The organism is Marinomonas transparens (genome assembly GCF_016463975.1).
Taxonomy (GTDB): Bacteria; Pseudomonadota; Gammaproteobacteria; order Pseudomonadales; family Marinomonadaceae; genus Marinomonas; species Marinomonas transparens.
In genome coordinates this window covers 61,254-79,578 of the sequence record NZ_JAEMNX010000024.1, presented here as the reverse complement: position 1 = coordinate 79,578, position 18,325 = coordinate 61,254, and the positions used below count along the sequence as shown (strand labels likewise).

At 43.2% G+C, this 18,325-nt stretch carries 23 protein-coding genes; 5 read left to right on the top strand and 18 right to left on the bottom strand.

Annotation, left to right across the window (positions count from 1 at the left end; genetic code table 11):
- Window positions 1–190: 190 nt before the first annotated feature.
- A complete protein-coding gene (gene trmL, locus I8J31_RS17300; RefSeq protein WP_199469841.1) occupies window positions 191–664 on the top strand; it encodes a tRNA (uridine(34)/cytosine(34)/5-carboxymethylaminomethyluridine(34)-2'-O)-methyltransferase TrmL in 474 nt (157 codons plus the stop codon).
- A gap of 15 nt (window positions 665–679) precedes the next feature.
- Window positions 680–1,780, top strand: coding sequence for a potassium channel family protein (locus tag I8J31_RS17295; protein ID WP_199469840.1), 1,101 nt, complete (start codon window positions 680–682; stop codon window positions 1,778–1,780).
- Window positions 1,781–1,846: 66 nt separating this feature from the next.
- Here I8J31_RS17295 and I8J31_RS17290 read toward each other — a convergent pair whose 3' ends face one another.
- The 11 genes from I8J31_RS17290 to I8J31_RS17240 form a co-directional block, all read right to left on the bottom strand.
- Entirely contained in the window at window positions 1,847–2,098 is a 252-nt protein-coding gene (locus I8J31_RS17290; RefSeq protein ID WP_199469839.1) for a YfhL family 4Fe-4S dicluster ferredoxin, read from the bottom strand.
- Between the two features lie 64 nt (window positions 2,099–2,162).
- The gene (gene coaD, locus I8J31_RS17285; RefSeq protein ID WP_199469838.1) at window positions 2,163–2,648 is read right to left on the bottom strand and encodes a pantetheine-phosphate adenylyltransferase; all 486 of its coding nucleotides are present in this window, start codon (window positions 2,646–2,648) and stop codon (window positions 2,163–2,165) included.
- Window positions 2,649–2,818: 170 nt separating this feature from the next.
- Window positions 2,819–3,361 (bottom strand): YggT family protein, encoded by a 543-nt coding sequence (locus I8J31_RS17280; protein ID WP_199469837.1) that lies wholly within the window; start codon window positions 3,359–3,361, stop codon window positions 2,819–2,821.
- A gap of 21 nt (window positions 3,362–3,382) precedes the next feature.
- Window positions 3,383–4,204, bottom strand: coding sequence for a pyrroline-5-carboxylate reductase (gene proC / locus I8J31_RS17275; protein ID WP_199469836.1), 822 nt, complete (start codon window positions 4,202–4,204; stop codon window positions 3,383–3,385).
- A gap of 114 nt (window positions 4,205–4,318) precedes the next feature.
- Window positions 4,319–5,038 (bottom strand): YggS family pyridoxal phosphate-dependent enzyme, encoded by a 720-nt coding sequence (locus I8J31_RS17270; protein WP_199469835.1) that lies wholly within the window; start codon window positions 5,036–5,038, stop codon window positions 4,319–4,321.
- A 118-nt stretch (window positions 5,039–5,156) separates the two neighbouring features.
- On the bottom strand, window positions 5,157–6,263 hold the full coding sequence (locus I8J31_RS17265) for a diguanylate cyclase domain-containing protein (RefSeq protein WP_199469834.1): 1,107 nt from the start codon (window positions 6,261–6,263) through the stop codon (window positions 5,157–5,159).
- Between the two features lie 156 nt (window positions 6,264–6,419).
- Window positions 6,420–7,697, bottom strand: coding sequence for a dihydroorotase (locus I8J31_RS17260; protein ID WP_199469833.1), 1,278 nt, complete (start codon window positions 7,695–7,697; stop codon window positions 6,420–6,422).
- 1 nt (window position 7,698) lies between these two features.
- Window positions 7,699–8,700, bottom strand: a complete 1,002-nt coding sequence (locus I8J31_RS17255; RefSeq protein WP_199469832.1) for an aspartate carbamoyltransferase catalytic subunit — start codon at window positions 8,698–8,700, stop codon at window positions 7,699–7,701.
- Between the two features lie 240 nt (window positions 8,701–8,940).
- Entirely contained in the window at window positions 8,941–9,438 is a 498-nt protein-coding gene (gene pyrR / locus I8J31_RS17250; protein WP_199469831.1) for a bifunctional pyr operon transcriptional regulator/uracil phosphoribosyltransferase PyrR, read from the bottom strand.
- Between the two features lie 99 nt (window positions 9,439–9,537).
- Window positions 9,538–9,996, bottom strand: coding sequence for a Holliday junction resolvase RuvX (gene ruvX / locus I8J31_RS17245; RefSeq protein WP_199469830.1), 459 nt, complete (start codon window positions 9,994–9,996; stop codon window positions 9,538–9,540).
- Window positions 9,996–10,568: a YqgE/AlgH family protein gene (locus I8J31_RS17240; RefSeq protein WP_233402873.1), complete on the bottom strand. Its 573-nt coding sequence runs from the start codon at window positions 10,566–10,568 to the stop codon at window positions 9,996–9,998. Before I8J31_RS17240 ends, ruvX begins: the two co-directional genes overlap by 1 nt.
- A 308-nt stretch (window positions 10,569–10,876) precedes the next feature.
- Between I8J31_RS17240 and I8J31_RS17235 the strand changes: the two genes are divergently transcribed.
- The gene (locus tag I8J31_RS17235; RefSeq protein WP_199469829.1) at window positions 10,877–11,032 is read left to right on the top strand and encodes a hypothetical protein; all 156 of its coding nucleotides are present in this window, start codon (window positions 10,877–10,879) and stop codon (window positions 11,030–11,032) included.
- A gap of 110 nt (window positions 11,033–11,142) precedes the next feature.
- On the top strand, window positions 11,143–11,988 hold the full coding sequence (locus I8J31_RS17230) for a 2OG-Fe(II) oxygenase family protein (RefSeq protein WP_199469828.1): 846 nt from the start codon (window positions 11,143–11,145) through the stop codon (window positions 11,986–11,988).
- Window positions 11,989–12,063: 75 nt separating this feature from the next.
- Here I8J31_RS17230 and I8J31_RS17225 read toward each other — a convergent pair whose 3' ends face one another.
- Window positions 12,064–12,813 carry a sulfite exporter TauE/SafE family protein gene (locus tag I8J31_RS17225; RefSeq protein ID WP_199469827.1) on the bottom strand — a complete coding sequence of 250 codons (750 nt, stop codon included), beginning with the start codon at window positions 12,811–12,813 and terminating at the stop codon, window positions 12,064–12,066.
- A 51-nt stretch (window positions 12,814–12,864) separates the two neighbouring features.
- Entirely contained in the window at window positions 12,865–13,911 is a 1,047-nt protein-coding gene (locus I8J31_RS17220) for a lactonase family protein (RefSeq protein ID WP_199469826.1), read from the bottom strand.
- A gap of 160 nt (window positions 13,912–14,071) precedes the next feature.
- Between I8J31_RS17220 and I8J31_RS17215 the strand changes: the two genes are divergently transcribed.
- Window positions 14,072–14,743, top strand: coding sequence for a DsbA family oxidoreductase (locus tag I8J31_RS17215; protein ID WP_199469825.1), 672 nt, complete (start codon window positions 14,072–14,074; stop codon window positions 14,741–14,743).
- Here I8J31_RS17215 and I8J31_RS17210 read toward each other — a convergent pair.
- The 5 genes from I8J31_RS17210 to I8J31_RS17190 form a co-directional block, all read right to left on the bottom strand.
- Complete coding sequence (locus I8J31_RS17210; protein WP_199469824.1) at window positions 14,740–15,336, bottom strand: Crp/Fnr family transcriptional regulator; 597 nt, start codon at window positions 15,334–15,336, stop codon at window positions 14,740–14,742. The two genes, I8J31_RS17215 and I8J31_RS17210, sit on opposite strands and share 4 nt — an antisense overlap.
- Window positions 15,311–16,264 carry a DMT family transporter gene (locus I8J31_RS17205; RefSeq protein ID WP_199469823.1) on the bottom strand — a complete coding sequence of 318 codons (954 nt, stop codon included), beginning with the start codon at window positions 16,262–16,264 and terminating at the stop codon, window positions 15,311–15,313. Before I8J31_RS17205 ends, I8J31_RS17210 begins: the two co-directional genes overlap by 26 nt.
- Window positions 16,261–17,109 carry an arylamine N-acetyltransferase family protein gene (locus I8J31_RS17200; protein ID WP_199469822.1) on the bottom strand — a complete coding sequence of 283 codons (849 nt, stop codon included), beginning with the start codon at window positions 17,107–17,109 and terminating at the stop codon, window positions 16,261–16,263. The genes I8J31_RS17205 and I8J31_RS17200 overlap by 4 nt, the downstream gene beginning before the upstream one ends.
- A 164-nt stretch (window positions 17,110–17,273) precedes the next feature.
- On the bottom strand, window positions 17,274–17,912 hold the full coding sequence (locus tag I8J31_RS17195; RefSeq protein ID WP_199469821.1) for an RpiB/LacA/LacB family sugar-phosphate isomerase: 639 nt from the start codon (window positions 17,910–17,912) through the stop codon (window positions 17,274–17,276).
- Window positions 17,913–17,988: 76 nt separating this feature from the next.
- Window positions 17,989–18,312 carry a cupin domain-containing protein gene (locus I8J31_RS17190; RefSeq protein WP_199469820.1) on the bottom strand — a complete coding sequence of 108 codons (324 nt, stop codon included), beginning with the start codon at window positions 18,310–18,312 and terminating at the stop codon, window positions 17,989–17,991.
- Window positions 18,313–18,325: the final 13 nt, after the last annotated feature.

Here is an 18,325-nt window from a genome sequence, read left to right as displayed (position 1 = left end):
CCCAGAGACGGAATCGAACCGCCGACACGAGGATTTTCAATCCTCTGCTCTACCGACTGAGCTATCTGGGCAAGTGCGGCGTATTATATACGAGCCTTTATAACCGTCAACCCTTTTTTAATTTTTTTTAAACAATAACTTAGTTCATCACGCGGTCTGTTATTATCTCCAGATATTGAGGAGAACCAAGATGTTACACATTGTTTTATATCAACCTGAAATTCCACCGAACACAGGCAATGTGATTCGACTATGCGCCAACACAGGTTACCATTTGCATCTTATCGAGCCATTTGGATTTGAACTGGAAGACAAAAAACTGCGTCGAGCAGGGCTCGACTATCACGAGTTTACCCGCGTCAAACGCTACCCTAACTTTGAAGCCTTTGTTGATCAAAATGACATAGGTACAATTTATGCGCTCACCACAAAAGGCAGCCGAACCCATAGTGAGGCTGAGTTTGCAGCGAATGATGTACTGGTCTTTGGCCCAGAGACCCGTGGACTACCGGCAGACTTTATAGAAGCCTTACCCTTACCCCAAAGACTTCGCTTACCAATGCAAGCTAGCTCCCGTAGTTTGAACTTATCTAATACCGTTGCAGTCATGGTTTATGAATCTTGGCGTCAATTAGGCTACGCCATGCCAGTCACTAATGAATAAGCAAGCAGGACAAATATGAACTCGCTAGGATTACTGTTAAGACGAAAAACTAATCGGCGGCAGTTTTTAAAAAAAGTGCACTTCCACGATATCAATGACTTAAAACTGCGCTTTATTCTATTTGCCGGAGTCATCGCTTTACATAGCCTAGCCATGGTGTTTTTTGAAGACCTCAACTGGTGGCAAGCCTTTTGGTTAACCATGACATCTGCCAGCACCACAGGATACGGCGATATTTCGGCCATCACCTTTTGGGGACAGCTCTCTACTATAGTGCTCATTTATGGAATGGGTATTACTTTACTGGCACAAATTGCCAGTGATTATGTTGAATTAAGACTGACCCGCAAAACAATGCGCATTAACGGTCATATGGAGTGGAAGAACATGCAAGACCATCTACTGATCATCAATACCCCTAAACAAGATGCAGAACGTTATTTAGACCTATTGATCACGCAAGTATGCCACACACCAGAATTGGCCGATATTCCCATCCAAATACTAACGCCTGATTTCCCAGAAGGCTTACCCCTAAAACTACGTACCCGAGGAGTCGTCCATCACACAGGTGATGCGACGGAAGAAGGTAAGCTACTTTCTGCTGGTGTAGACACGGCCAAATACATTGTTGTCTTATGTCCAGATACCCAAGACAGTCATTGTGATAGCTTAATTTTTGATATCCTGCATCGCATCCAAGCGGTTAACTCTTCAGCCTTTGTGATGGCAGAAGCCATTAACGACTTGAATCGTGCTCGCTTTAAGACCTTGGGCGCTAAAGCCGTTATTCGACCTATTAGAGCTTACCCTGAGATGCTTGTACGCTCTCTCATTGCCCCCGGCACAGAGCAAGTCTTAGAAGACTTATTTCGGCATCAGGGGGATCGCACTATTCGCTTAGATATTCAGCTTAAAGATATTCCTTGGGCCAATGTGGTCACAACGTTAATACAAAACGATATAGGTACCGCCCTTGGTTATGAAACCTTACAAGGCGATATCATTACTCATCCACCGTCTAAACAACGAATTACAACAAAATCATTAATGGTATTAGTCGGAGATGAACAAGGCACACCAAACACGATGGATGTTTTGGCCTTGTTTAAATAAAAGCTAAGCATAAAAAAACCAGACTCAAGGTCTGGCTTTTTATGTTCCTTTATAAACAAAGTGAATTTAAAGCTGGCCGGTCAAAACCAAATATTTTTCCATTAACTGTTCTTCACTTTCTTTATGGTTTGGGTCAAGTGGAATGCAATCCACAGGACATACTTGTTGACACTGAGGCTCATCAAAGTGGCCGACACATTCTGTACATTTTGATGGTTCAATCACATAGATCTCATCGCCCTGAGAAATCGCCTCATTGGGACACTCAGGTTCACAGACATCACAGTTAATACACTCATCAGTAATGATCAGAGACATTATTCTCTCCTAAAATCCGCCACCGTATTTATGGCGAGATCAAAACAAAGCAGATAAAAAACAATTAAACCGTGTTGTAATGTTCTTCTAAAACACGTTTAACTTCAGGGTTAACAAACTGTCCAAAGTCACCATTCAATGACGCTATTTCACGAACTAGGGTCGATGATATATAAGAATGTTTTTCAGACGGCGTAAGAAAAATACTCTCCACATCTGGCGCAATAGCACGGTTCATATTCGCCAACTGAAATTCGTATTCGAAATCCGATACGGCACGTAGGCCACGCACGACCACCTTGCCATTAACAGAACGAGCGAACTCAGTAAGCAAGTTATCAAAGCCAACTATTTCAACATTGGGCAAATGCCCCAACACTTTTTGTGCCAGCTCAATACGCATTTCATGGGACAATGCAGGACGTTTTTTAGGACTCGCCGCCACCGCCACGATAACCTGTTTAAACAGTTTTGACGCACGTTCCACCAAATCTGTGTGGCCGTTGGTAATAGGGTCAAATGTACCCGGATAAACCGCAATCGTACTCATGGCTTTCATCCAATAATTATTATGGGGAAAGGAGCAAGGTTAATCGATACGTATTACCCACTCTACATTCCTATTTAGGAGGCGAATCATATAGGAATACGCCCCTGTTCTCAATTCACCTATCGTATGACGAACGTGCATTCAAACAAATATATGGTTAATTTTTGTTCTTAAATGACATAAGGAGACAAAAATTGCTTCAGTATAGAAATTCCTAAAAAAATGAAGATAGGTGATAAATCCAAACCACCAAGAGGCGGAATAACACGCTGGCAAAGACCATACAAGGGCGCTGTTATCTGTCCAACCAATATCGCACCTGGGTGGTTAGCCCCCGGCGCCACCCAGCTTAAAATGACTGAAATCAACATGGCCCAGAAATATAAATCCAACAAATGATACAGGGTACCGGCGATAGTATAGATAGCATAATGCAATGGCGAGCCATTAAAGCCAACCATAGAAAACACAGCCACTACGACGATCAATTGGACAATAAAAGCCAACACAAGAGAAGCCGTATCCAAACGCCCAATAGCAGGCACTATTCTACGCAATGGCAACACCAAAGGACTCGTTGCTCTAACAATCGCCTGACTAACAGGATTATAAAAGTCGGCTCGAGTCAGTTGTAAAATCATGCGCAATAAAACGATAAACAGGTAAAGATTACCTAGTGTTTTAACTAATAAAATAAATGGATCTGAACTCATTTTAGGTTTTCCTTATCAAGGTTACTTCGCTGAAAAATCACGTGCCATCTGTTTTGATCGATCCGCACACGCAGTCATGGCATCAGCCACTATTTTATCTATATCAGACGCTTCAAATGACAATAAAGCTTGCTCTGTCGTGCCATTTGGTGAAGTGATATTTTTACGTAATTGAGCAATAGGCTCCTCCAGCTCCGTGGCCATTCGGGCCGCGCCCAGCATAGTATAGCTTGCCAGTTTTCGACAGCTAGCTTCGTCTAATCCCTGCGCTTTACCATTCTCAATCATAGCCTCAAGAAAACGGAAAAAATAAGCAGGCGCACTGCCTGATAAACTGGTTACCGTATGCATGTGCGCTTCATCTTCAACCCAAACAGATTGCCCGATGCTGGCAAATAAACTACTCACCCAAGTCTTTTGCTCTGCGCTGGTTTGATTATTAGCCACCAAGCCTGCCATACCAACACCAAGCTGTGACGGCGTATTCGGCATACTACGAACAATCGCCACATCCTTAGCTAACCACTGTTGGATAGCTCTTAACTCTACCCCAGCAGCAACTGAAATAAACAATTGATCATCACGAACCTGCTGAGAAAATCCCTCTACCACGGCTTGCATTTGAGCAGGCTTCACACACAACACAACCACATCGGCTTGACTCACAGCAAGATTATTATCTGCCAACATCTGAATACCATATTGAGCATGGTAATAATCACGTTTTTCCTGTGTTCGTGATGTTCCTATCATCTTTTCTGCTGGATAACCGCTGGCAAGCATGCCACTAAAAATGGCTCTTGCCATATTACCCACGCCAATAAAGGCGATACTTGGTGTCATTTTCCATCCTACTTCGCCATGCGAATATTGTTTACACACTATCTAATGTATTTCATCCGTTCTTCCCGCCCCATAGGCGGTTCCATCATCGACGTTTTATCATGGACGTTTTTATCATAGATAATTTCGCGCACCAAAAATCGCGGTTCCCACTCGCACCATGGTACTGCCTGATGCAATGGCAGCGGGCATATCTCCAGACATACCTATAGACAAGGTATCTATCATGCTATCAGTCTTGGATAATTCAAGGAACGCGTGCGCTAAAGGTTCATAAATAGCACATTGTTGCGCTTCACTCTGTTGTGGCGCAGGAATCGCCATCAAGCCTCTCAAACATAAGTTAGGTAATTGCCGAACCAATTCAACAAGCGCATTTAATTGAGACAGCTCGATACCCGCTTTACTTTCTTCACCACTGATATTGAGTTGAATACAGACATTTAAAGGAGGAAAAGTAACGGGGCGTTGCTCACTAAGACGACGAGCGATTTTTTCACGATCAATGGTATGAACCCAATCCATATTCTCAGCAATCAAACGCGACTTATTGGATTGAATAGGACCAATGAAATGCCATTCGACATCCGTTAAATGAGACAGCGTTTGACGCTTTTCTACCGCTTCTTGTACGTAATTTTCGCCAAACAACCTTTGCCCTGCTTGATAGGCAGCCTCAATGGCTGTAACAGGTTTGGTCTTACTAACAGCTAAAAGTTGTACACTGCCAGATGGGCGCTCACAGGACTTTTCTAGCTGATCTATTTGTTGAATAACTCGTGTAAGGCTGGATTTAATACTCTCTGACTCGTCACTAATAACCTCTAACGCCATGATAAATGCCACTCCTCTTATTACGCAGAACAATAAGGCGTCGAAAAGCCCGACTAGTTCACGCGCGAAAAAATAATGAAGAGCATAATAGCACTAATTTAGAGAGGCTAAAAAAAGCCTATAGGGAATAAAACTCTGAACTAGACCCATAAAGTCCACCATGAAATTCTAAGCTATAGCCTTGTATACCTTGTAAAGACTCAGCAGCCGATAATGCCGCCTTATGAAGATCACCTAAAGTGGAATGCTCTGGATAAAAGGCCACGCCAATCGCAATTCCTGATTGAACCAAGCGGTTTTTATCAAAGCTAGCACTTTGCAGTGACTTAAGCAGTTTATCTGCTACCACTTCCGCATCTTCTAAATTCTGAATGCGAATCCCCATCACCAATTCACGCTCTTCATAATGCGCAATCAAATCATTATCCCGAACCGTACTTTGCATAATGTCTGCTAATGCTTTCAACTCAGAAACATCTATTTTCGGTGAGGATGATAGTAACTTAAGGGATAACAAAGCCACTCGCTGAAAGTGTCTACGTGAATCTTTCAGCACCATGCCAAAACTATTTTCAAAACTATAACGTCTTAACAAGCCAGTTTGCGGGTCTCTATGACTATCTTCTAACAGCATATAGTCCGCTTTCTCACGCTCGAATGCAGCCTTCATCAAACTAGCATAACTGTCTAATCCCATATCCATAAGCGACTCTCCCAACAATGTATCTTGGCGCTGAAGAGCCAGCATTAGATAGATAGCATCTTGGCCATCAGAGACACTCACCATAGAGACATCAGAAAAAGAATGCGTTTCAAAAAACGTTTTCCATATACCCCAATCTTTAGAAACTTGAATATTGGTATCATGACGCTTAGGACAGGAAGGGCTCGCGGCAAAAGTCACTAATGCCGGAGGAACGGCTAATAGTTGGTTATTATCTAATAAACTTTCGCTAATATAATCCGTACTTTGTAACCTCCAATCTAAACAATCCTTATCACAGATTAAAAAAAGACAATAAGTATGTTTAAGCTGTGATTGTACTTTGTTTTTAAAGTCACTCATCAAAACACTAAGAGAAGCGCCTTTAGCGAGAGGCTGCAATGCTTGTGTTACATCGCTATACATACGTTTAATAAAGTCGAGCTCTTTTTCGAGGTCTGCAACACGAGATCGCAATGCCTGTGGCTCTTCGTGTAAAGAAAGTGGAGAATCGAGAGACATAAGAAGTCAAAGCCGTAGTAATGTATGATTTCATCTAGATTAACGGCCTTACATAAAAAGTAAAGAAATACTAAAGCTAAGCTAAGTAAAAATACCTAACTCTTTCTTAATATCAGCTTAATTTCTTAAAGAGCCCATAATTCTTGATCAAAACACCTATGCCATCTGGTACACCTTCTGCCCAGAAATAAAGGTGGCCATCACTCTACCAATAAATTCTTCACCAAAATAAGGTGAATTTTGACCTTTTGTTTTACGATTCTCAACTGTCCATTTCCAATGAACCGTGCTATCGAATATTAAAAAGTCAGCAAAACTTCCTACGGCTAAAGAGCCCGCCTCTAAACCGAAACAAGCAGCAGGGCCAGATGTGAGGCAGCTTAATACGGTAGAAAAATCTAAATCCCCTTCATCCATTAACTGCATAACCAAAGGCAGTAAAATCTCCACATTGGCCATACCAGGCTCTGTGGCAGCAAAAGGGGCTATCTTAGCCATTTTTTCATGGGGTTGATGATCGGAACAAATGGCAGAAATTACACCACCTTTAATGCCTTCGATTAAAGTAAGGCGATCATTCTCACCTCGTAATGGCGGTAGCACATGGTAATGCCCGTCAAACTGATTCAGCACATCATCACTTAACAATAAGTTGTGAGCGGCCACATCCGCAGTCACATCCAAGCCTGAAGCCTTGGCATCGGCAACCATCTCAACCGACTTAGCACAAGATAAGCGAGCAAAATGCGCGCGCACTCCAGTCTTTTCAATTAACAGTAAATCCCTCATCAAAGCGACGGTTTCAGCCGTTTCGGGAATACCAGCCAAACCATGCATAGTCGATAACAAACCTTCATGGGCGCAACCCCCCTCCGACAAGCTTTTCTCATCAGGATGAAAAACGACCAACAAATCATGGGTCGCGGCATATTCCAAAGCGCGAGATAATACTTTGGTATCTGCCATGGCATAACGATCATTCGACAAGGCAATACAACCGGCATCGGTCAGCGACACCATATTACTTAAATGCACTCCTTCTAAGCCCTGCGTTAACGCACCAAGTGGAAACACATTTGCCATTCCCGCTTCATCCGCTTTATCTTGAATCAAAGCCGCCACAGCAGGCGTATCAACAATAGGGTTGGTATTTGGTGGACACACTAAAGTCGTCACGCCACCGGAAACCGCGGCACGGCCTTCCGTCGCAATACTGCCTTTTTGAGAAAAACCGGGCTCCCGTAGCGAAACCGCCACATCAACCAAACCAGGTAAAACCCATTTGCCCGTTGCATCAACTTCTTCAGCACCATCAAAGCCATCAGGCGCTTCACCAATAGCCACAATTTTTTGATTATCAACAAACAAGTCTGTCACCGCATCAAGACCTTGGCTTGGATCAATCAAACGACCGTTACGTACCCGTAATTTCATCTTATTCACCCTCTGCCGTCGTTGTTTCATCACTTTGCAACTGACCACTCATAGCCATGGACATAACCGCCATTCGTACCGCAATACCATTAGTTACCTGATCAAGAATCACGGAATAATCACCATCCGCCACTTCAGAAGAAATTTCGACACCACGATTAATAGGCCCCGGATGCATCACAATAGCATCAGGCTTAGCCCAAGAAAGTGTCTCTTCGGTAAGACCATATAAGCGATAAAACTCACTTTCGCTTGGCAGTAACCCACCTTCCATACGTTCTTTTTGTAAACGCAACATCACCACCACATCAACGTCTTTCAAGCCCGCCTCTAAATCATGGCAAATAGTCGCGCCCATATTTTCAAAAAAAGCAGGCACCAGTGTTTTAGGGCCAACCAAACGCACTTCAGATACACCAAGAGTGGTTAAGGCATGCAATTCCGAACGAGCGACTCGAGAGTGTAAAATATCGCCAACAATAGCAACTTTCAGGCCCTCAAACTGCCCCTTGTGACGACGAATCGTCAGCATATCAAGCATAGCTTGAGTCGGGTGCGCATGGCGCCCATCTCCAGCGTTAATAATCGCCACATTAGGAGTGCAATGCTCTGCGATAAAATGCGCGGCCCCACTATCCGAATGACGCACAACAAACATATCGCTCTGCATTGCCTCCAAATTTTTCAACGTATCTAATAAAGATTCGCCTTTCGAAGTCGCTGACGTTGCAATATCGAGATTGATCACATCTGCAGATAAACGTTTAGCTGCCAGCTCAAAGGTAGTTCGAGTACGAGTAGAATTTTCAAAAAAAAGGTTAATAACAGTTTTACCGCGCAACAGAGGGACTTTTTTCACGGACTGCTCGCCCATAGAAAGAAAAGAATCTGCCCGATCCAGAATTTCTGTCAATATGGTTTTATCTAGGCCATCTAGCGTCAAAAAATGTTTCAACTGACCGTGTTCATTAAGCTGTAATGCCCGAGGGTCGGATCGCATCATGGTTTGCTTTCCTCAAACTACAAAGACGGTATCGTCTTTCTTTATTAATTTTCAATTAAAAGCAGATAAAAAAATGCCCAGCGCAGAAAACTCTACTACCGGGCATACATGGCCTTAAGTGATGATTGTAGAATCACTATTACTACAACACTAAGTTGTTTCATCACTTTTAAGGCCTCCTCTAATTCATAGGTTAATTGTCGTATTACTCAGACAAAAAATAAAGCACTGATCCATATATTAATCAGTATCTACCACAGCAACCGTAAGGGGTTGTGGCCCTGACAACTTAACTCTTTGGTTAGGATTAAGCGTTAGCTGTTCACCTACGATGTCTGCACTGATAGGTAATTCATGCTGCCCCAAATCATACAAGATAGCTAAACTAATACTGGCAGGACGGCCATAGTCAAAAATCTCATTCATCGCAGCACGAATGGTTCGACCAGACATCAATACATCATCGACCAAAATAACATGACGATCTTCAAGCGCTGGCAACTGAGTTTGATTCACCTTAGGGTTCAGCCCAGCACGGGTGAAATCATCACGGTAAAACGTTATATCTAATGTTGCCAAAGGCTCCTTGGTTGGAACAGCTGACATAAGCTGCTCTGCGACCCAAACGCCACCAGTATGAATCCCAACAACAATCGGGTTTTGAATGTTCTTTTGCTCACAATAGTTAGCCACCTGCGCTTTCATGGACGCCAATGATTGCTCTAAATCTAACTTCATTTCGGCTAAACACCTTTACTCGTTAACGATACAACTTAATGAGGCCACTGCATGGCTATTTGCTTACAAAGGTCTCTTAATAAAATAGACTAGCTGCTTTTAATTCGATTCCATAAACCAAGTTTCTAAAATCATTTGCGCCGCTAAACCATCTACAGAATTTTCTTTAAAATTACGATTACCACCTCGGGAAATAACCCGGCCCTTGGCTTCATAAGAAGACAAACGCTCATCCATCATATGATAAGGGCGATTGAAGCGTCCATGTAATCGCTTGGCAAATTTACGAGCGCGCTGACACATCTCATTTTCTGTGCCATCCATATCTAATGGCAAGCCTACCACAAAGGCATCTGGCTGCCATTCCTCTACCAACTTAGCAATGTCATCCCAATTAGGAATACCTTCTTTCGCTTTCAATGGCGCAAGGGGGCGAGCCGTTCCTAACAAACTCTGGCCAATAGCGACGCCCATTCGTGTCGTTCCAAAATCAAAACCCAATACTGAAGTCACAGTATTGGGTTCTTGGTGATCACTTGAAGACAGTGTTGCTGTCATTAACCATGTCCTATATCGGGTGAAAGTCTCATCATGTCAATTCCCAATACATTCGTTGCAGCGGTAAATTGCATGTCACTTGGTGTATGGAATAATACGTCTAAATCAGCCTCACATACCAGCCAATCATTATTTGTAATTTCAGATTCCAATTGACCAGCATCCCAACCCGCACAGCCTAAAGTAATCCGAAAAGCACTTGGCCCCTTACCATCAGCGATTTCTTCTAACGCCTCTAAAGAAGCCGACAAGGACACCTCATCCGTTACCTTTAATGTATTACTCCAAGCTTTATCTGCGGTGTGCAGAATAAAGCCACGTTCTGCTTCCACTGGCCCGCCATTATAAATAGGCTCAGCGGTAAGCTTTGGATTGGCGACTGGCATCCCTAGATGATCAGCCAACTCAGTAAAATCAACATTAGATGGACGATTAATAACAATCCCCATCGCACCTGCTTTGGTGTGTTCGCAAAGATAAATAACCGTATGTTCGAAGTGAGGATCATCCAGATGTGGCATAGAGATTAGAAAGTGGTTTTTAAACGAATCGAAAAATGTAGTCATAGTCATGTACCCTCTTATGTGTATGAAAACGTAGAAATCACGTTAAATAGAATCACCTCGCCACAAGGTAAATCGGTAGAGAAGAAGAACAGAGCAAGCCAACAAAAGTACCGTTAACTCCTAGCAGTATAGGCCAAGCTTTTGATTTACCTAACCAGAATTAACAATTAATTTGTCTTTTCCTTCAAAATAGGTCCTTCAAACAGTAGACTGTCAATCAAGGCTCAAGCAAAATTTTGCGTCTAGACAAGGTGTTCACACCTTGATTAATATATCGGAACGATCTTTTCATTTTTACCTTAGGACTAGATTAAATGTCTTTAACACAATCAGCTAAACAGATAGCAACATCGGCTCAAGTCGCTGCTATTAGCTGTGCGCTGACAATGGATTTAGTTCAATGGGTTCAACACTACCAAGCTGAAACGGTTGATTTACGCTATTTCTTCCATAGCGGCTGGTCTTCATAGTGCTTCCTTAAATTGCTTTAACTCAAACCAAAAGGCATCGTCATTTCCATCATAGATGCCAATCAAAACGCAATTACATGGCCAATAAATTGGCAAAAAAGGAAACCAGCATGCAACTACAAGCAATCGATTACACCAGCCCTACCGCCCAACAAGATTTCGTAAAATCGCTTCACGAAACCGGTTTTGGCGTATTGAAAAACCACCCCATTCAAAAGTCTTTGGTCAGTGCTATTTATAATGAATGGCAACGCTTTTTTGACAGCGACACCAAACACGACTACCGCTATAACATAGGGCCACAAGATGGCTACTTTGCCCCTGAAGCATCAGAAACAGCAAAAGGTCATAGCAAAAGGGACATAAAAGAATACTTCCATTACTACCCTTGGGGGCAATGCCCAGAGCAAGAAAAGAAACTCCTCTCCCAGTACTACAGCGAAGCCAGTACACTGGCCAAGGAGCTACTTGCTTGGGTTGAAAAACACACCCCTAGCGACATAGCACAACACTACTCGCAATCCCTTTCAAGCATGGTGGATGGCAGCGAACAAACCTTGCTACGCGTCCTCCATTACCCGCCGTTAAAAGGCGATGAAGAATTAGGGGCCATTCGAGCTGGTGCTCACGAAGACATCAACCTACTGACCATTTTACCTTCGGCCAATGAGCCCGGTTTGCAAGTGAAAGCCAAAGACGGTAGCTGGATGGATGTGCCTTGTGACTTCGGAACATTAATTATTAACATAGGCGATATGCTACAAGAAGCATCTGGCGGTTACTTTCCATCGACGTCTCATCGGGTAATCAACCCAGAAGGGGCTGATAAAACCAAATCACGCATTTCATTGCCTTTGTTTCTGCATCCAAAACCAGAAGTGGTACTATCAGAACGTCATACAGCGAAAAGCTATTTGCATGAACGCTTGGTGGAATTAGGCGTCATACCCGCTTAACTCACTCATGTCAGAACAACAGCACTAAAACCAAAAAAGCGCCCCCACAAGGCGCTTTTTTATGCGCTATATCAATCAAATCAGCGCTTTCAGCGACAAGCTCACACCAGATAATAGCAATAAAAACATCGCCACACGCTTGATCGTTTCAGGCGGTATATTAGGCGGATAGCGCTTTGCCAAGATCGTAGTAATAAACACACAAGGCACACCAATGATACTCAGCCATACCATCTCCATGGTTACCTGCCCCGCCACAGTAACAATGCCAATGCGCGATATACAAGAGATAACAAAAACACTTAACAAAGAAGCTCGAATAACATTTAACGATACTGGCTGACGATACATCAAATAAGAAATGGGCGGCCCAGCAGTAGCAAACAAGCCACCCAGCACACCAGCAAAACCACCAAATAAGAAAAACACCCAAGGTCTAGAATGGATTCGGCTTTTTTTCGGTTTCATCAAACTCATGCCACAGGCAAAAATGATCGTCAGGCCTAACAGCAACTGCAACCAGTGCAGTGCTTCCCCCCCGAGACTACCAAGCAAATAGACACCCAAGACTGTTGCAGGAATACTACCGAGTAAAAACACCGACATTGCTTTAAAATTTGCCTGACGCCACAAACCACCTGCCAGTCCGGTTATGCTATTAAGCAAACTCAGCACACTAACCGAAAAAGCAGCCACCTCCAATGACACCACAGAAAACAACGCCGCCGCGCTCATTACCACCAAGCCAAACGCAAAACCCGTCACCGTCTGCACATAACTACCCAACACAAAAAATACCAATAATACAAACGGGATTTCACTCATCAACAATAACCTTTTTTGAACTACGAATTATTCCCATACAACGAATGGGAGCTAAGAACAACCTGAGAGCTCAACCACCTCAACCCAATTAGCGCCTTGTGCCGTTGACGCTTGATTCACTCTCACCGGGAACCCTGTTTCGCTCTCTAATTGATAAAGCCCAATATGCGTATCCTGCGTACCCGCCACTATCAGGTACTTTCCATCTTTCGTCAGGTTAAAACCACGAGGGTGACTCTCGACCTCCACATAGCCCTGATAGCTTGGTAAGCCATTGTTCGAATCAATCGATAAAACCGTCACAATGCTTTTAGTCACTTCTGACAAATACAAAAAACGTCCATCGGGAGAAAGATGGATGTCCGTCGCCCAAATTCTTCTTTGTCCTTCTGCTACAGGTTCAAATAATGACAAGGGCAAGCCTGTCGTTTCAGCTAAGAAAGTCAGTAACCCAGTGACGCTATCATAGGAGTAAGTAGCAACACTGCCAGAGGTCTCGCCCAGCACATAAAGATAATCACCACAGGGTGAAAATGAAAAATGTCTAGGACCAGAACCCATTGTTGTCGCCACACTAGCAGGATTATTAGCCGTCAGCTTGCCCGTTTTATGATCAAAGCGATATTGCATTATTTGATCATCACCAAGGCAAGAAACAAACACAAACGAGTTATCAGGAGAAGCATGTACCGCATGGGCATGACGCTGAGTTTGCACAACTTGCTGCATCTCACCAACCAAGCCATTTTGCCGAATGGGATTGACGCCAACAAGGTCATCCCCATAGGAACAGCTCAATAAAAATCGCCCGCTGCGATCCATACCAATATTCGCCATGCTGTAAGACGACATTACCTCCGCTTGCTTAGATAACGCACCTGACGACGCATCAATACGATAAGAAACCAGCTTAAAAGGCTCAGAACGAATAGCGGCGTACAAATAAGCTTGATCAGGGCTAATCAACATAGGCATCACGCGTAATTCGGCCGGGGTTTCACTGATCAATCGCAACTCGTCTTTATTGGTATCAAGCCAGTACTGAGAAATCACCTTGTCGGCTGAATTCGCCACATAAATATAAATTCTTTTCGTCACCCGTATTAGCACCTTACTACCGAATTATTGTCTTTAAGTAAAAGAATAGAACTCTTTGTGCAAATTAAGCGTAACAGCACACTTATTATTGCACTGCACACTTTTCATTCAGTTTGTCTGCCCATATCAAGACTAATGATTATAAAAATAGGGAAAAACCATGAAAGACTCTTTAGAGATCCAATTTATATCCGACGTCATGTGTCCTTGGTGTGTTGTTGGCCTAGGCAATCTCAACATAGCTCTTGAACAGTTAGCCGATCAAGTCGATGCTGACATCACCTTTCAGCCCTTTGAACTCAACCCTGACATGAGGCCTGAAGGCCAAGCATTATCAGAACACATCACCGAAAAATACGGCATTACCAAAGAACAATCAGAGCAAAACCGTAACATGCTTAAAGCCCGTGGCGAAAAAGTCGGTTTTGACTTCAATTTCACCCCAGAAAGCCGTATGCGTAACTCCTTCGATGCCCACCGTTTATTGCACTGGGCAAATCTTGAGGGCAAGCAAACAGAGCTAAAAAACGCTCTTTTTAAAGCCCACTTCACCTATAACCAAGACATAAGCGACCACAAGATACTCTCTAGCATTGCCGCCGATATTGGCCTGAGCCCACAGGCCGCAAAAGGCGTTCTAGAAGGTGGACATTACGCAGAAGACGTCAGACGCCAACAGAAACTCTGGCAACAAAGCGGTATCCACTCCGTGCCGACTATTATCATTAACAACCAATACGCGATTTCCGGCGGTCAACCGGCGGAGCAGTTTAAGCAAGCCATCGAGGAAATTTTAGAAAAAGAAGAAGCAGAAAACAACGCTGAGACTTAATCGCTAGCACCCAATTTAAGCTTCTTACGTATTCGACTCAGCGCGACAGGCGTAATACCAATGTAAGAAGCAATGTGTTGCTGTGGAATACTGTCTTTTAGCTCAGCAAAGTCTGTACAAAAGTCCAGATAGCGCCGTTCTGCTGAGTACTTCACCAAAGCCCGTGCTCGTTCATCCTTATCAATAAAAAGGCCTTCTAAGAAATGAATATAGAACTCCAAAAAAGCCTTATCATGACGCATTTGCCCATAAAAAGCTTTCCAAGGATAAGACAATAACAAACAGTCTCCTAATGCTTGAATCCCAAACATCGACGGTGTTTGAGTAACCATAGCCTTAGTCGAACCAATAATTCGAGCCCCTTTCACAAAAGACTGAGTAAACTCCTTACCTTGCGCTGACACACTGACATAACGGACCAATCCGGTGTGTAAAAAATACAGCTGATTCGCAAAGTCACCTTGCTGAAAAAGATAATCACCTTTACTAAGGCAATGAACGTCCATTGGCAATGTAAGTCCGTCCCAACAGATATCGTACCCTTGCTTTTTAAAGTAAGCTCGAAAGCTATTTTGCCACTGAATTTGATCCATACATCACCCTTGCTATTAACTTCCCATCGATGACCAACAAGGCAATGAATATAAAGCTCAAACCGATTAGAAAACCTAAATTTACCAAGGTGGAAAAGCCTGATTGAGCAAGGGCCGTAAATAAAACCACCCAAATAGGAATCGTATAAGAAAACGCCAGCAATCGACTGGCTCCTGCGGTCATCACTATTTTTTGCTGCAACATAAAGGTAAACAAAGTCGTGAATACCGTCAGGTACAAAGCATTCACCCAAAATCCCATCGCATACCATTGTACCTCTGCAAGGTGCCCCCAAATCAAGGTGATCGGTAACAACCACAGGCTACCAAACAGCATAATCATGAAAGCACCAGACAAAGCCCCCAACGAACGCCCCCACTTTTGAACTGACACCACATGCAGAGCGAGCAACACACAAGCGCCCAAGAAAATGTAGTCACCTTGGTGCCACGTAAAGTCATCTTCCCCTTGTGTTGAAAACAGCACAACCATTGCGCCAAAAGAGCCAAGAATAAAACCACTAACACGCACCCACGATGCCACTTCTTTTAACCAAACTCTTGCAATAACTACTCCCACTAGGGGAATCAAGGTATAAAGTACCGAAGTATGCAGCGGTGTCGTCGATTGCAGCGCCACAAACAACCCGACAAAAAAGCCCACCAGCGCCCCGCTAATCACCACATAATGCCCCATCCTTCCTCTCGATTGAAACAGCGCTTTGAACTGAGAAGCAACACTGTCTCCACCTCTTTTACTCGCGTTATACCAACGCCCCCATAAAATCACCAACATAATCAGCAACGCCAACATAAAACGAAAACTAGACGTAGCAAGTGGGCTGGCATAACTCACCATATTGCCAGACACCACAAACGAGGATGCCATCAAGACTGCCCACAGTAACAAATAAAATAACTGAGTCATGATGGAAGTTCTCCATCTTGTTCGACCAATTTATCGGCAAGAAAGCGATCAAAAAGGTGCTCTACTAAGACCGGTTCAAGAAAAATATTAAACACGGAAAATAAAGTCTCTTCTAACATCTTTGCCGTTGTAATGAGCAGCTTTTGCTCTTTATGTTTATCTCTAGTGATTAACTCGGTATTGAGTAAAGCAAAAGTCTTATCTTGCTTTTTCAAAGTAACCATAAGGTTTTTCACAAACACGGCGTTGGGATTTTGATGCGAATAAAAATGCCCAAGTTCACAATCTGCATCAGTGTAAATCGCATTATCAAATCGATATAAAGTGAAATTGTCTCCGCCTTCCACTAACAACTGCAAATCAAATTCACCATGTTCACGAGCAACAATACGATAGCTATCTAACCCAGATTTCTGCTGACCGTGAGCACTCAATAACAGAGGAGAGATAGGACCACTCCCTCCGAAGCCAGTGTCAATCACATAAGTCATTCCATCAATAGTTACTAAGGTGATTCTGTGTGTTCTTCCTGCTTTTCTATCTAGGTTGTTATTCAGAACCCGAGCCATCTTTAATTGAACGTCATAACCCAGAGCTTTAAGCAGCTCAAACGTCAATTTATTATGCTCAAAACAATAGCCACCTAAACCACGAGTCACTATTTTTTGAGTAATCATTTCTAAATCAAGTGAGATATCTTCCCCTAAAATTACTGCCAAGCTGTTAAAGCTATAACGCTCGATGTGCTTCGCTTGCAACTGTTTCACAAATTCAATGGTTGGCGTTTCCGGTACCATTAACCCAAGATCTGTAAGGTAATTTTGTAGACTTTCATTCAGTATCATCACTTCATCCTTATCTGGATAATTTTTATCTGAGTAGATTTAATAAAAACAAGAATAACCAACAAACAAGAAGAAGAAATTAACCTAGGTTTAGAGCGAATAACAAAAAAGGCCAGTCGCGATGACTGGCCTTTCGATGATCGTTAACTACTTATGAAAGCATATTAAGCAACCAAGGATTTAACGTAGGCTTCGATTTCTGGCACCTGGCAGTTATCGAAGAAACATTTCTGGAAGCGCTCACCGCCTACAGCCGTTTTAACAAGCTCTTGATCCATCGATTTTAGACCGTCCAAGTAGCTGTCTTTCATTGTTGCAGCTTTCACTTGGTTCAAGATACCCGCGTTAGCCACTTGAGGGGCTTTACGCTCAACTGGGTAACCTTCACCGCGTGGGCCAGTAAAGGCTTTTTCGAAGATGTAACGTGCATTCAATTCAGCCGCCCAACCAAAGCCTTTAGCGAACGCCATTGCAATCGCGTTACCGTTGTTGATCTGATTGAAAAGGAAAGCATCAGAAGGCTCTAGGCAGTAACCACAAACAATCCCTGGGTGAGCGTTCAAAGACATCATTGCGCCTTGACCAGTACCACAACCTGCAACAATAAAGTCAACGGCTTTAGAGTTAACAAGAAGGCTCGCCATGATACCTAGATGTATGTAAGTTAGGTGATGATCGTTTTCATCACTCATACCAACGTTAAATACATCGTGATTCAATGGACCAGCAACGGCAGAAAGTTGTTCTAGAATCGTCGCGTTTTTACCCGCTTGGCTGTTTTCCATCATTAGTGCAATTTTCATTTTCTTCTCCAGCTGTTAAACAGCAAATAGATAGTCAGATTTTTATTATCAGCAACCCTAATTCAGGCAGCAAATATTAGTTAAGAAAGTCTTTACGCATCGGAGTAAAATTATCTAGCAACACGCCTTTCTCTAGACAAACACAACCGTGCATAACATTAGGTTCTTTGTACAAAGCATCGCCTGCTTTTACTATTTTGGTTTCATCACCAATCGTAAATTCAAACACACCTGACAATACATAAGTCAGTTGCTCATGAGGATGATTGTGTAGTGGGCCAACAGCGCCCTTCTCAAAATACACTTCAACACTCATGATCTTGTCGCTATATGCCATGATCTTACGGGAAACGCCGTCCCCAAGGTCTTCTAATTGAACTTCGTTGTTATAGACAAACATAGTGCCCCCTTTG

What these genes read in the sequence shown, in the direction of transcription:
- pyrR (WP_199469831.1), bottom strand. Translation starts at nt 9,438, where the DNA reads ATGAAGTTAGATTTAGAGCAATCATTGGCGTCCATGAAAGCGCAGGTG.
- I8J31_RS17200 (WP_199469822.1), bottom strand. Translation starts at nt 17,109, where the DNA reads ATGATACTGAATGAAAGTCTACAAAATTACCTTACAGATCTTGGGTTA.
- I8J31_RS17260 (WP_199469833.1), bottom strand. Translation starts at nt 7,697, where the DNA reads ATGAAATTACGGGTACGTAACGGTCGTTTGATTGATCCAAGCCAAGGT.
- I8J31_RS17265 (WP_199469834.1), bottom strand. Translation starts at nt 6,263, where the DNA reads ATGTCTCTCGATTCTCCACTTTCTTTACACGAAGAGCCACAGGCATTG.
- I8J31_RS17215 (WP_199469825.1), top strand. Translation starts at nt 14,072, where the DNA reads ATGAAAGACTCTTTAGAGATCCAATTTATATCCGACGTCATGTGTCCT.
- I8J31_RS17205 (WP_199469823.1), bottom strand. Translation starts at nt 16,264, where the DNA reads ATGACTCAGTTATTTTATTTGTTACTGTGGGCAGTCTTGATGGCATCC.
- trmL (WP_199469841.1), top strand. Translation starts at nt 191, where the DNA reads ATGTTACACATTGTTTTATATCAACCTGAAATTCCACCGAACACAGGC.
- I8J31_RS17190 (WP_199469820.1), bottom strand. Translation starts at nt 18,312, where the DNA reads ATGTTTGTCTATAACAACGAAGTTCAATTAGAAGACCTTGGGGACGGC.
- I8J31_RS17290 (WP_199469839.1), bottom strand. Translation starts at nt 2,098, where the DNA reads ATGTCTCTGATCATTACTGATGAGTGTATTAACTGTGATGTCTGTGAA.
- I8J31_RS17240 (WP_233402873.1), bottom strand. Translation starts at nt 10,568, where the DNA reads ATGACTATGACTACATTTTTCGATTCGTTTAAAAACCACTTTCTAATC.
- ruvX (WP_199469830.1), bottom strand. Translation starts at nt 9,996, where the DNA reads ATGACAGCAACACTGTCTTCAAGTGATCACCAAGAACCCAATACTGTG.
- proC (WP_199469836.1), bottom strand. Translation starts at nt 4,204, where the DNA reads ATGACACCAAGTATCGCCTTTATTGGCGTGGGTAATATGGCAAGAGCC.
- coaD (WP_199469838.1), bottom strand. Translation starts at nt 2,648, where the DNA reads ATGAGTACGATTGCGGTTTATCCGGGTACATTTGACCCTATTACCAAC.
- I8J31_RS17210 (WP_199469824.1), bottom strand. Translation starts at nt 15,336, where the DNA reads ATGGATCAAATTCAGTGGCAAAATAGCTTTCGAGCTTACTTTAAAAAG.
- I8J31_RS17255 (WP_199469832.1), bottom strand. Translation starts at nt 8,700, where the DNA reads ATGATGCGATCCGACCCTCGGGCATTACAGCTTAATGAACACGGTCAG.
- I8J31_RS17195 (WP_199469821.1), bottom strand. Translation starts at nt 17,912, where the DNA reads ATGAAAATTGCACTAATGATGGAAAACAGCCAAGCGGGTAAAAACGCG.
- I8J31_RS17295 (WP_199469840.1), top strand. Translation starts at nt 680, where the DNA reads ATGAACTCGCTAGGATTACTGTTAAGACGAAAAACTAATCGGCGGCAG.
- I8J31_RS17270 (WP_199469835.1), bottom strand. Translation starts at nt 5,038, where the DNA reads ATGGCGTTAGAGGTTATTAGTGACGAGTCAGAGAGTATTAAATCCAGC.
- I8J31_RS17230 (WP_199469828.1), top strand. Translation starts at nt 11,143, where the DNA reads ATGCAACTACAAGCAATCGATTACACCAGCCCTACCGCCCAACAAGAT.
- I8J31_RS17280 (WP_199469837.1), bottom strand. Translation starts at nt 3,361, where the DNA reads ATGAGTTCAGATCCATTTATTTTATTAGTTAAAACACTAGGTAATCTT.
- I8J31_RS17235 (WP_199469829.1), top strand. Translation starts at nt 10,877, where the DNA reads ATGTCTTTAACACAATCAGCTAAACAGATAGCAACATCGGCTCAAGTC.
- I8J31_RS17225 (WP_199469827.1), bottom strand. Translation starts at nt 12,813, where the DNA reads ATGAGTGAAATCCCGTTTGTATTATTGGTATTTTTTGTGTTGGGTAGT.